The 12,045-nt window shown below is 50.7% G+C and carries 9 protein-coding genes; 2 read left to right on the top strand and 7 right to left on the bottom strand.

Annotated features, from left to right (window positions below; translation table 11 throughout):
* Nucleotides 1-63: 63 nt before the first annotated feature.
* Entirely contained in the window at nucleotides 64-546 is a 483-nt protein-coding gene (locus CHL74_RS03135) for a septal ring lytic transglycosylase RlpA family protein (RefSeq protein ID WP_094879671.1), read from the top strand.
* A gap of 7 nt (nucleotides 547-553) precedes the next feature.
* On the opposite strand, the gene CHL74_RS03130 is transcribed toward CHL74_RS03135, so the two are convergent.
* The 3 genes from CHL74_RS03130 to CHL74_RS03120 all read right to left on the bottom strand — a co-directional run bounded on the left by CHL74_RS03130 (nucleotide 554) and on the right by CHL74_RS03120 (nucleotide 4,825).
* Entirely contained in the window at nucleotides 554-1,420 is an 867-nt protein-coding gene (locus CHL74_RS03130; RefSeq protein ID WP_141241224.1) for a hypothetical protein, read from the bottom strand.
* Between the two features lie 180 nt (nucleotides 1,421-1,600).
* Nucleotides 1,601-3,424 (bottom strand): DUF4091 domain-containing protein, encoded by a 1,824-nt coding sequence (locus CHL74_RS03125; RefSeq protein ID WP_094879669.1) that lies wholly within the window; start codon nucleotides 3,422-3,424, stop codon nucleotides 1,601-1,603.
* A gap of 33 nt (nucleotides 3,425-3,457) precedes the next feature.
* The gene (locus tag CHL74_RS03120) at nucleotides 3,458-4,825 is read right to left on the bottom strand and encodes a glycoside hydrolase family 16 protein (RefSeq protein ID WP_094879668.1); all 1,368 of its coding nucleotides are present in this window, start codon (nucleotides 4,823-4,825) and stop codon (nucleotides 3,458-3,460) included.
* A gap of 271 nt (nucleotides 4,826-5,096) precedes the next feature.
* Here CHL74_RS03120 and CHL74_RS16105 point away from each other — a divergent pair, with 271 nt between their 5' ends.
* On the top strand, nucleotides 5,097-6,185 hold the full coding sequence (locus CHL74_RS16105; RefSeq protein ID WP_254923208.1) for a helix-turn-helix domain-containing protein: 1,089 nt from the start codon (nucleotides 5,097-5,099) through the stop codon (nucleotides 6,183-6,185).
* Nucleotides 6,186-6,587: 402 nt separating this feature from the next.
* Here the strand turns inward: CHL74_RS16105 and CHL74_RS03110 are convergent, their stop codons facing one another.
* The 4 genes from CHL74_RS03110 to CHL74_RS03095 form a co-directional block, all read right to left on the bottom strand.
* Nucleotides 6,588-7,424: a CvfB family protein gene (locus CHL74_RS03110; protein WP_094879667.1), complete on the bottom strand. Its 837-nt coding sequence runs from the start codon at nucleotides 7,422-7,424 to the stop codon at nucleotides 6,588-6,590.
* A 28-nt stretch (nucleotides 7,425-7,452) separates the two neighbouring features.
* Complete coding sequence (locus CHL74_RS03105) at nucleotides 7,453-8,145, bottom strand: ABC transporter ATP-binding protein (protein ID WP_094879666.1); 693 nt, start codon at nucleotides 8,143-8,145, stop codon at nucleotides 7,453-7,455.
* 15 nt (nucleotides 8,146-8,160) lie between these two features.
* Nucleotides 8,161-10,320 (bottom strand): cation:proton antiporter, encoded by a 2,160-nt coding sequence (locus CHL74_RS03100; protein WP_094879665.1) that lies wholly within the window; start codon nucleotides 10,318-10,320, stop codon nucleotides 8,161-8,163.
* Nucleotides 10,321-10,521: 201 nt separating this feature from the next.
* Complete coding sequence (locus tag CHL74_RS03095; RefSeq protein ID WP_094879664.1) at nucleotides 10,522-11,583, bottom strand: hypothetical protein; 1,062 nt, start codon at nucleotides 11,581-11,583, stop codon at nucleotides 10,522-10,524.
* Between the last annotated feature and the right edge of the window lie 462 nt (nucleotides 11,584-12,045).

Below are 12,045 nucleotides of genomic sequence, written 5' to 3'. Positions count from 1 at the left end.
GGTTTAAAATAATAACAGCCTCTGTTAAGAGGATTCTCACAATCAGGAAAGGAGAACATATTTATGTATGCAATAAGAATCTTGGTCCTGGCATTGTCGATGACAGTGTGTCTTGCCGTGATGGCGCAGACACAACGTGGCAAGGCCTCCTATTATTCGAAGCGTGCCACTGGTGCGCGGACGAGCAGCGGTGAACGGCTACACCATGACAGCCTCACGTGTGCTCACCGGACATATCCATTCGGCACGCTATTGCGTGTCACCAATGAGAACAATGGCAAGGAAGTCATTGTTCGGGTTACCGACCGCGGTCCTCGCGGGCGTGGCAGAATCATTGACTTATCTTACGGAGCAGCCAGACAGCTTGGCATCCTCTCGCAGGGGGTGGCGGTGGTACGTGTGGAGCGTGTACGTACCAACAAGGTGCCGTATCGTCCTGAGCCGGAAGTGGATGATTTGCCGGAATTCGATTTCGAGATTACAGAATATACAGTTCCTGAAAACGGAATTATGCACCTTCCTAAGAAAGGAAAGGTGCATAAATAATTAGGAATTACTTCTTGCTTCTTTTCATCGTATTGACCTTCACCACGGTGACGTACGATACGGGTTTGCCGTCGTGCTCGGCGGAGACGAGCAATCTGGCTTCGCCGTCCTTGATGCGGCGGTCTGCCTTGACGGAAGCGGTGTAGCGTATGCCGCTGCCAGGAGCGATCTGCTCCACCAGAATGCTTGGCGAAATCTGGATATGGCGGTTGTCTTCTGCCTCCTTTACTGTGGGTATGATGCCGAAGACGGGCAGGTCCGAGTGATTATATATCTCGAACACCATCTTGCCTTCTTCGTCGGCTTCCAGTATGCCGTCTCCGTTGGCATCCGTAAAACTGACGTTCTTTATCTCGAGACGTTCTGCTTCAGCCCTTTCCAGCGTGCTTGCGCTGATTGAGGATGAGCCGTATCCGGTGGTGTCTGCATTGAAGTCGATGCAGTCATTGCCAGAATTGGTGGTGTCCACCATCTGCGACGGGTCGATTTCCTGGCTGTCATCCGCACCGTTGTAAGAGTGGGCGTATGTATCGTCGTAAGAGTGGGCGTATGTATCGTCGTCGTATTGCTGATTACGTGCAGCCGCTCTCTTCTGTCTTTGTATGCGTTCGTTGCGTTGTCCGAGCCTCTCGCTCTGTTCTGCCTTAGCCTGTTTGTCAGCTGAATTGCCTATGGCTCCACCCACGATGGCACCTCCTGCCATACCGATGAGCGTGCCGACGTCGCTGCCGCGCGGTCCTCCGGCTATGCCACCGATGGCAGAACCGACGACCGAACCTAACGAACTGCCGGCATAAGCGCCCGCACCAGCTGCCGTCATACAACTGCTTACAAGAACAGCGCCGCTGACCAATAATATCATATCCTTTCTCATGATGTATATCCTCCTTGTTCCTATTTATCTAATTGTCTGATTTTCTTTTTGCAAATATATAAAAAATATGATATAACTACCATATTCTTAATGCTAAAAGAAATATAAAACAATAATCGAAAGGAATTTTAGAACTTCATTACTGATAAAACTACAATTCCTTTCGATATAAAACAGCAATTATCTTTCGCCGTTGAGCGTCGCCTCCAGCTGATGTATCATCTTCGAAGTTTCTGCCGGATCCTTGCTGAGAACGGCGGGAGCAAACTTGCTTACCAAGGCATTGAGCTTCTTCAAGTTGCCCTTCTGTCCGTTACGACGATAGATTTGGCGGAGCTGCCATATCTTTTCGGCGTTCTGGAAGCCTTCCACAAGTCGCTCGAAGCGGATGCTTGGGCGCGGTCCGGGATAGATGCTGTATGTGTCGCCGGCTGCCCAAGTGCGGAAACGTGTGTCGCGCAGAGGGTCTTCCGTCCAGCTGTTCACTGCCCAACGCAGATATCCGTCATAGTCTGCAGCTACCGCATGAATGGCAATCCATGCCGCTTCGGCAGGTGATGAGAACGAGAATGTGCCGGGGAACGGCTCCGTGCAGCACGTGTAATAAGTGCTTATCTGTCCGCGCTCTCGGCGTTGGCGCAGCACTTTGTCAGGGAATTTCTGTCCGTAAGGGATGGAGAGATAATAGAGATCCTGCTGTATCTCGTCATGATAGTTGCCCGCAAGCGTAATCTTGAAGTCAGGATCGGCGTCCTTTATCACCTTGATGGCAGCCTTCATAGCCTCCATTGGGCGTTCGTCCATTGAGATGGCGGTGCGGCTGAACCATCCTTTCTGGCGCAGATGACGGGCGAAGTCGCGGAGGAAACCGCCCCAATAGACAGCGTAGGCAGAGTCGCCCGGCTCGGCACGCACAAACTGTACGCGGTTTGTAGCCTCGTCATAATAGTCGAAACTGAGGTTCCAGGGTATCATGGTGTAGCACGAGATGAGCGCATCACGCATGCCAACCTCTTCCGTCATAAACTCCACCCACTTGTCGAATACTGCATAGCTGTACGTCCACGTACCGTCGATGTGGCGGATGCGTGTCACCATGCTGTCGTATGGGTCGAAGGTCTGACCGTTCCACGGCTTGTGCATGATGGAAGCCGTGATGGCGTGCTGTCCGGCGTCAGCCAGCATGCGCATTATAGGCAGCATGGCGTCCATGTGTTCGCGGCTCCATGGCTCCACGCCATAATAGCGAGCCACGGCGTAAGGGTTCTGCCAAAGGTCGATGTTGAGGTGCCATTTCGACGGTTCGGTAAGCTCACGGTCCGTGACTTTCAGCTCTATCTTCAGCTTTTCGTCCTTCATTCCCTTGCCGCTTACGCACAATGTGCCCTCGTAAATGCCCGGCTTGGCGTCGCGCGGCACACGGATGTTTAGCCAGATGGGTTGTGTGGAAGTTCGTTTTACAGCCAGATATTTATTCGTGTCGAGCACGTCAGCTACAAGCGACGAATCCCAATCAGCCTTATTGTCGCGACAACCGCAGCCTCCTTTTCCGTCTTTATTGAGTTCGTCGGTCATGACGTATCGCACGAAATAAGGCTGGGCGTTCTCTGACTTTATCACGTTGCCCTTGGCAGATCGGAGGTCTGAGACGCTGAGGCTGACGTTGTCAAGGTCGCGGAGCGTATAGATGACAGCCTGAGCGTTGACACGTTCGCCGCGCCAAGCCGACTTTCGGAGCGTGCGCGAGGCTGACAATGCGGTTGGAACCGCATGTTTGCCGTAGCGTACGTCGGTGGAAGCCCATGCCGTACGGACGCTGTCGCATCCCAGGCTGCGTGTCCAAAGCTCGATGGGGTCGTGCGGCTTGGGGTCGGTAAGCTCCTCGTATTGTCCTAAAGGCATGGCTGCCTTGTCGTGCTTCTGCGCCTGTGAAGCGATAGGCGAGATGATGGAGGCTGCTATAATTAATGTAAGCAACAAGAGTGGTGCGTTATTTATTCTCATATCTCGTTATTATTATATGTCTATACGTTTGTTTTACTTCACCATTATCTTCTTTCCTTCCACCATGTACACGCCCTTGTCGAGGCGGATGTCCTTATTGCCCTGCACCATGCCTCGGAAAGCCGTGCGTCCGGCTATGTCGTTGATGGTAACGATGCGCTCTTCGGGCGTTACGATGCGTATGCCGCCGTCCGTGGCAAAGACGTCCACGTTGCGGAGGTTGTCCGTATTGATGTTGCCGATGGCTGTTGAGGGTGGGAGAGTGGCGTTTTGTCCGTCCTTCTGATACAGTCGTACATAATCGAAGAAGGTCTCGTACGTGAACGAAATGTCACAAGGACGTGCCCACGAGCCGTCGCCTACACTCTGATTGAGGATAAGATAGAAAGGCTTGTCGAAGGGCCACTGTCCCTTGTTGAGCATGTCGGCGTTCTTCGACTTTGCGTATGAGAACACCTTCACGCCGTCAACGAACCATGAGAGAAGCTCCGGCTCCCATTCCATAGCTATGACATGATAGTCTGCAGCATTGGTGTAAATGCCACCGGAGTTAGGCTTTGCCTGATTGAGGTCGTAAGTAACGTGTGTGTGAACGGTGTGGTAAGTGCGTCCGTCAGCGTCGATCTGTTCCCAAAGGTCAATCTCACCGCACGTCGGCCATCCTGCCGAACCGTCCTGCGGCATCATCCAGAAGGCGGGGAAGTTGCCCGTATGCGGCGTAGTGCGCAGTCGTCCCTCGATGCGTCCGTACGTGAAGTTCATCTTTCCGGCGCTTTCCACGGCACCGCTTATCATGTCCACGTTGCCTTCCTCGTCGATGTCGTTGGCTATGCAGCGTGTCACGAGATTGCCGTCCTTGATGTTCGCCGTGCGCTTCTGGCCCTCTTTGGTCTGCGCAGTGAAGCGTTTCCATGTGGGATTCTCGCGTGAGCAGCGGCTCCAGTTGGCTTCGTTCGGCATCGTACCGTCCTCGCCGTTGAATTCATCGGCGAACACCAGCTTGTATTCCTCCGTTCCGTCCGGCTCGAACACCGCCGTTACCAGCACGTCGCCGTCTACGTTCTTGCCGTCGATGGTGAATGTTTCGTCCGCTTCAGCGTCCGTCACGTCATACTCGTCCCACTGCTTCACGCCGTCAACGTATTGTCCGCCCTTGATGTTCTGTCCGTGGCGCACCTTCACGCCCTTCAGCTGATAACCCTCGGCAGGAGCCACAGGCATAAGATAGATGGGCTTGCCCTTTGCCACTGTGGTCGGTACGCCCGAAAAGTCGTCGCCAACTATGTGTCCGCCGATGGCGTTAATTTCCAGTTTTACGTTGTCAGACTGAGCCAATACGGGCGAGACTGCTGACATTGCGCTTATGCACAATGCTATGGGTATGATATGATTCTGTTTCATGATTAGTTTTTATATGTATAAGTAATGTTTATGTAAAGGTAAGGTTATTTATCCGGTTGACAAAGGAAAACCTTGTTTTGTGATTCTTTTTTTAAGTTATGGCGTATTTTTATAAAGCTAAACGACTGAAAATCTAAAAATTAATGTAATTTTGTGTACTGATAGGTTGATATAAAAATATTTCAGAAATACATTTACCGATATGACTAATCTTCTTCTATTACAATACACTTGCTTTCTTGTGTCACTGTTATTAGCGCCTATAATAATAGTGTCGTATTTCATACAGGAAGGTACAAATCGCAGATATGAGCGTTCCCGCTGGATGCTGGTCACTGCCGTACTCCTTCTTGCTCTCCATTATTTTCTTCAGATGCGCTTTTCCATCCGTGCCACCACTGACGCCGGCGCCACGGTGGTGAACATCCTCTTCTATACTCCCGCTGCCTTTCTCTTCTCCGGCTCAGTACTCGGACTTGAAGGCGACCGTCGGCGATTCCGTAGCTATGTGTTGTTCGGAGCCATGTGTACCTTTCTCATACTATTGCTGTTTTTTATAGGGTGGCTGAGAAACGGCTGTCTGGAGATGCCATACGTGCAACCCATAATGCATGCCGTGTACTTCGTGGTAATGACTGTGTTTGTGCTTGTTCCGTGGAAGGCTATAAAGCGTAGCCGTAAGAGGGTAATCAACGAGACCGGTGGCGACATCGTACCATACAAGCGCTTTGTCGGCTCTGCCTATCTGCTGATGAGCACCACATTGTCCGTGCTTGTCATTGCGATAGTCTGGCGACCTTTGCTTTTCATAATAGCTCCGTTCGGACTCTTTGCTATCTTCTTTTACGTCCTCTGCTTTGTCTATCTCGGTTTCGGCATGGCATCCATCAGGGACGTGCTCGATGAGGATGTGTCGAATGAAGAATCGTGCGGAGCTGATGATGATTCGGACAATAAGGAGAAAGAATCTGTGCTTTACCCTGCAGAAATGGCGGAGAAGGTGGGTATGGCATTGGATAAATGGGTGAAAGAAGGCGGTTATCGCGACTCGAGCACTAATATTTCAAAGGTGTCGCGTGAGGTTTTTCTTTCGCGTCGCGAACTGAGCGAGTATTTTGACCTGCATCTGCATTCCACATTCCGTATCTGGCTTTCCGACATCCGACTGGTGGAAGCCCAGAAGATGATAGCTGCGCATCCGGAGTACAGCAACGACACCATCTCCTCTTCCTGCGGCTTTTCGTCACGTAGCCAGCTCTACAAAATCTTCAGCGACAAGCTCGGAATGTCGCCAAAGCAGTGGAGAGAAAAGTTAGATATGGAGGAACAAAAGGGGCAAAATTCGTATGAAGACGAGTGAAAAATACCCTTAGTTGTCCGATTTGATAGGAATCAGACACCTAAATCAAGGGAATCGGACACATACGCATAGGAATCAGACACTTTTTTTCGAACTTTTTCTATATCTTTGTGATATCAAAAGTGTGGGGTGCCATACTTTTTCATCAACCTATTAATTTCAAAAGCACGAATAGATTGAGAGAATAATATGGGCATATTTCCAGTAAAGCAGAACAGAAAGTAGACAGTAATATGTACAGATGTTACAAATAAAGAATCACACAAGTAATGCCCATAACGAAACCGATAAGATTTTTAAAAAGGCTGCAGCAAGTGATTGCCGCAGCCTTTTATTGTATATGGATTAGCTTCTTTTTAAATTCCGATAACTTCCATATTGACCTCTTGTTTTCTTTTTCTTTTATTCTCCGATGAGCGTTATTCCGTTGTCGGAGATGGTAATGAGTCGGCGCTTATACAGGTCGCCCACCGCACGCTTATACACCTTCTTGCTCACCTGGAAGCGATGCTTGATGTCCTCGGCGTCACTCTTGTCGCCAAGGTCGCAGTGTCCGCCGTTGTCGCGCAGATACTGTAGGAGCGTTTCGGAGAAGTCGAGTGTCTGCTGGCGGCCCGTCGGCTGCAGCGTCACGTCAATCTTTCCGTCTGGACGAACCGTAGATATATATCCCTTCACACGGTCGCCGGTGTGCAGATAGCGGAACACCTGGTCTTCGTATACCAGTCCGGGGTAGCAGTTATCAATGATGACCTTGAATCCCATCTCAGTCTTCTGCCACACCAGAAGTTCTACTTCCTGTCCGTTCTTGTAGTAGGGATGGCGTTCGCTGAAGTAGCGTTCCACCTTTGCTGAAGCCACGATGCGATAGCTGTCCTCGTCGATATGTACGTGTACGATGTATTTCTCGCCCTTCTGCATGCGCATCTTCTGTTCGCGGAACGGACAGAAAAGGTCCTTCATGAGTCCCCAGTTGAGGAATGCGCCGTACTCGTTCACCCACGCTACCTCAAGGTAAGCGAAGTCGCCGACCTTGCAAAGCGGATGCTCAGTAGTGGCGACCGGACGTTCGTCCTGGTCAAGATAGACAAACACCTCCAGCTCGTCGCCGGGCTTGACGCCCTCTGGTACGTAACGTGACGGCATCAGAATCTCTCCCTCGTCGCCGCCGTCGAGATAAATTCCGAAGTCAACTTCCTTGACTACGGTCATCTTATTGTAATCTCCAAGTTTTATCATATAATATATGTTAGGGTGATTTTTTATATTATTCTGAAATTTCTGATGAATCAGATTGTTCTTTCTCCGGCTCCACGATGCGTCCGTCCACGATGTGAATGGTGCGGTCGGTGATGGAGGCGAGGTGTTCGTCGTGTGTGACGATGACGAAGGTCTGTCCGAACTTGTCACGCAAATCGAAGAACAGCTGGTGGAGTTCTGCCTTGTTCTTCGAGTCGAGCGAACCTGAAGGCTCGTCAGCGAATACCACGGCAGGATTGTTTACGAGAGCGCGAGCCACTGCCACACGCTGCTTCTCGCCGCCTGAAAGTTCTGCGGGCTTGTGCGAAGCGCGGTCTGCCAGTCCCATAAACTCCAGCAGTTCCATGGCGCGTTCCTTGGCTTCCTTCGGGTTCTTGCCTCCGATGTATGCGGGGATGGTGATGTTCTCCAGCGCCGTGAACTCAGGAAGGAGCTGATGAAACTGGAACACGAAGCCGATATGACCGTTGCGGAACTTGCTCAGCTCTGACGAACTCAGCTTGCCTACGTCCACACCGTCCACCATAATGGATCCGCTGTCCGCCTTGTCGAGTGTGCCCATTATCTGCAGCAGCGTGGTCTTGCCGGCACCGCTCGGTCCGACAATGCTTACCACCTCGCCCTTGTTGATATGCAGATTGATGCCCTTGAGCACCTGGAGGGAGCCGAAACTCTTGGTTATGTTCTTTATGTCTATCATAATTTTCTTCGGATGTTAATGTTTTGTCAGTTTATATAGCTTTCTTCTTACCCACGTTATTTTCCTGCCAACCCACTTGTGCATGGTTTCGTACAGGCTCATGTCCTCGGTATGCTGCGACTGTGCGAAGGTCATCTCCTCCATTGCGTCGCCGTGCTGGTCGGGGAAGATAATCATGATGTTCTTTCCGGAGAAGTGGTTCTGTATCTCGTCCGGCAGTCGTTCCAAGGCGTTCTTGTGCGACACGGTGCCCTTACGCGCCGTCACGACTATGAAGAGATGGTCATCTGATATGGATGAGGCTATCTGTGGCATCTCCATCCAGTGGTCCATACGTCTCAGCGATACGCGCATTGCGGAATGGCGGTTGCGGATGTATTGCTCGATGAGGGGCAGCACGTCGTCGCGACCGTAGAACTCGGTCTGGCACTCCATATTCATGGCGAGACGGCAGACACGCTCCAGCCAGCGATAGAAGCCCGGCTCGAACTGTGCCCTTGACGGAACAGCCACGTGTATGCGGCGTATGGTGGAGAGGGGCTGGCAGAGACGCGCCATTATTATCTGCGAGTTGAGGCCGTTGAAGAGGCTCTGATGGAAGGCGCCCCAGAACTTCTGCGACACCTCCTTGTGCATGTGCATACCGATGAGCACGTCGGTGGCGCGGAATTCCTTGAAGGCATGTCTGATGCCGTTGGCGATGTTGGCAGCCACACGCACCTGCGTGGTCATGGTCATGTCGGCAGATGCGGCGTACTTTGCCATGCGGTCGAGCAGTTGCTGTCCCTGCTCCTGGTGTCTGCGCATGTCTTCATCGTCGTAAACCACGTTCAGACCCACGAGCGTCGTCGTGTTCTTGGCGTTGCGCATCATCATAGCCACGTTCACGAGGCGCTGGGCATACTCAGGATACTTCATCGGGATGAGAATCTTCTCTTCCGTCAGCTTCGTGTCCTTCTCGTCTGCTATTTCCTTGTCGCGCAGCGTGATCTGCTGTGCGGCTTGTTCCGTAATCATGGACGATATGATGCAAGTGAAGAGAATCATTATGACGATGCCGTTGAGCATGTCGTCATTGACGAGCGACTGTCCGGGCGCTGTCTCGATGTTCATGCCAATCATCAGCATGGCGATGGCTCCTGCCGCATGCGCCGACGTCAGACCGAACATCATGTTGCCCGATGATATCGGCAGACGGAACAGCTTGCTGGCGATATAGGCTGCGAGTGCCTTGCCCAACGTGCCGAATCCGGCCACGATAAGCACCACCATGAGGATGTTGCCGCCTTGGAAGAGCATGCGCACGTTGATGAGCATGCCAACGCCGATAAGAAAGTAGGGGATGAAGAGGGCGTTGCCGATAAACTCGATGCGGTTCATCAACGGCGATACGTGCGGTATGTAGCGGTTGAGAATCAGTCCGGAGAGGAACGCACCGAAGATGCCTTCTATGCCAACCGACTCGCCGAGCGTGGCGCTCATGAAGAGGATGGCAAGCACGAATATGAACTGCATGACGGCATCGCTATAGCTTCTCAAGAACCAGCGTGTAAGGCGAGGGATGATGAGCGCCAGCGCCACGCTGTAAAGCACAAACTTGCCCGCGAACCATAGCCAGAACCCGAATGTGGTCTCGCCCTTGTATGCCTCCACGACGGCTGCCAGTACGAAGAGCGCCAGCAGCAGGGCTATCATCGACGAACCTACCGAAAGCACCACGCTGGGCTTCTTCTGCAGGCCGTAACGTCCCACGATGGGGTAGGCAATGAGTGTGTTTGACGCCATGATGCATCCAAGGAGCAATGAGGCTATCTGTGAGTAATGGAGCAGGGTGAGGCTTGCTACGTAAGTGATAATCAGCGGAATGGCGAATGTCAGCAGTCCGAAGACGCCGAACCGTCCCTTGTTTCGGCGCACGCCGTCGGTATCCATCTCAAGGGAAGCAAGGAACATGATATAGTAGAGTCCCACTTTGCCGAACAGCTCGAAGGAGTTGTCGCGTTCAAGGATGTTGAATCCATACTTGCCCACGGCAACGCCAGCCAACACCATGCCGATGATGTGGGGGATGCGCAGCTTGCCCATGATGATAGGGGCGAAAAGGATGATAAGCAGCACCACGAAGAAGATGATTGTGGGGTTGGTTATCGGAAAATAGCTGGCGATGTCGGTCATATAATTATGTGTATATTTGTATAATGCAAAGTTACACATAAAAATCCGTAATCTTATTATGATGCCAATAAAAAGAAAGCAGTGCTGACTGTATGGGGATGCAGAAAGTCATGCTTCCCCATCAGTTTGCACTGCTAAAACCTATATTATCCTAATTATACCTCAATTGTTTCGAGTTATAAAATTTCATCATTCTCTGCATTAGTATCTTGCTGAGAATTCGCTTACGTTCAGAACGCGGAACAGGAAGTCGTCTTCGTCGTCCATGTAGTCCTGATAAATGCGCATCTTCTTGCCGTCGAAGCGTACTGTTACGTCTGCGTAATCGTCGTCGTCATCGTCATAGTCGCCGATTTCGAACGGCTCCCAGCAGCGAAGGATGCCGTAATTGGTGTCTTTCCATTCCCAACGACCAATCTCTACGTCGCCGTCCATATAGAAGCAAACGAATGTGCCGCAGGGCGAGAAGATGGTGCGGTAGCAGTAGTCGTCCTTGTCGTCAAGGATGTCATCCTCGTCGAAGTCCCATTGCTTGCCTTCAGGCGATAAGGTTACCTCCTGGTACACTCTGCCGAGATTCAGCCATTGCTTGCCGTAAGCGAAGTAAACGCCGTTGGCGTAAAGCCATGTCTCCGAGCTGTCCATTCTCCATGAGCGGCAGAGCTGGCGTATAGCTGGGTCTGGCTTATACTGGAAGTCGATGTCTACTACGATGGTGATGTCCACACCGAAGCTGTTGGTGTACGTAATGGTGGCGTAACCGGTGATGCCGTTATCCTTGATGCGGATTGTGGTCTGGTTGCTAAGCTGGTAAACGCCGTCCTTTACGCGTGTGTATGTACCGTATATATACAGGCCGTTATCAATGATGATGGTGCCTTCTGCGTCAACGGCGCGTGTCTTCATACGCTCTGTGCCATGCTTCTTGAAGATTGCTGTAGATCCGTCAGCCTGGCGTGTCACGCCGACAGTCTGCTGCTGTGCCTTCTTTGCCTTTGGTGTGGTGATGAGGAAGTGTCCGTCTGCGAAGAGCTCTATGGAGTTGAACTCCTGCTCAGTCTTGCCGTCACCCCAAGTCTTTACGTCCATCTTGATGGCGTCCTTGGCATATTGCTCGTCAGCGTTGTTGCCGAGTGTGAATTCTGTGGAAGGTTTTGCACCGTCAGGGAATTGTGACTGCTTCTCGTTATCGTCGCTGTCACATGCCACGAAGCCTAATGAGGCGATGGCAATAATTAATGAATAAAGAATGTTTCGTCTCATAATGTTTGGTTTTTTAGTTGTTAGTAAAATATGGAAGGTTATGTATTATAACCATTATCGCTTTATTTGCTTACAAATCCGAAGATTTGAGGCTTGTTGGGTTATGTGGTTGCAAAGATATGTAATATAGTTTACATTTGCAACACTTCAGAAATAGAATAATTTATAGGAATTTCTAACGAAATCTAATTATTGTAAACAAACTGACTGTGTGGGCACAAAAAAAGGCATTTGGTTTATTTTTGTAAAAACCAAATGCCCTGATGTCTTGCTTTTTGCATGTCAATGGCATGATAAAAGCGATATTTAATCCATTGTATCAGTCGAGCTGTAGTGGGTCAGCGGAAAAGTACTGGGGGTGTTTTTTATTTCATAGTATTTTGTATCTTTGCATTATGAACATGCTTGAACAATTAGCCCGTCTAGTTCTTCCCAAAGAAATACTAGACAATTTCGATATCG

Origin of the sequence: Prevotella sp. 885, assembly GCF_002265625.1 — a bacterium.
In the GTDB taxonomy this organism is placed as follows: Bacteria; Bacteroidota; Bacteroidia; order Bacteroidales; family Bacteroidaceae; genus Prevotella.
The sequence above is the reverse complement of the archived record's forward strand: the minus strand, read 5'-3'. Positions and strand labels throughout refer to the sequence as shown.

Excerpts from the sequence above, each read along its gene's own strand:
- CHL74_RS03135 (WP_094879671.1), top strand. The coding sequence starts at position 64 with ATGTATGCAATAAGAATCTTGGTCCTGGCATTGTCGATGACAGTGTGT.
- CHL74_RS03130 (WP_141241224.1), bottom strand. The coding sequence starts at position 1,420 with ATGAGAAAGGATATGATATTATTGGTCAGCGGCGCTGTTCTTGTAAGC.
- CHL74_RS03125 (WP_094879669.1), bottom strand. The coding sequence starts at position 3,424 with ATGAGAATAAATAACGCACCACTCTTGTTGCTTACATTAATTATAGCA.
- CHL74_RS03120 (WP_094879668.1), bottom strand. The coding sequence starts at position 4,825 with ATGAAACAGAATCATATCATACCCATAGCATTGTGCATAAGCGCAATG.
- CHL74_RS03110 (WP_094879667.1), bottom strand. The coding sequence starts at position 7,424 with ATGATAAAACTTGGAGATTACAATAAGATGACCGTAGTCAAGGAAGTT.
- CHL74_RS03105 (WP_094879666.1), bottom strand. The coding sequence starts at position 8,145 with ATGATAGACATAAAGAACATAACCAAGAGTTTCGGCTCCCTCCAGGTG.
- CHL74_RS03100 (WP_094879665.1), bottom strand. The coding sequence starts at position 10,320 with ATGACCGACATCGCCAGCTATTTTCCGATAACCAACCCCACAATCATC.
- CHL74_RS03095 (WP_094879664.1), bottom strand. The coding sequence starts at position 11,583 with ATGAGACGAAACATTCTTTATTCATTAATTATTGCCATCGCCTCATTA.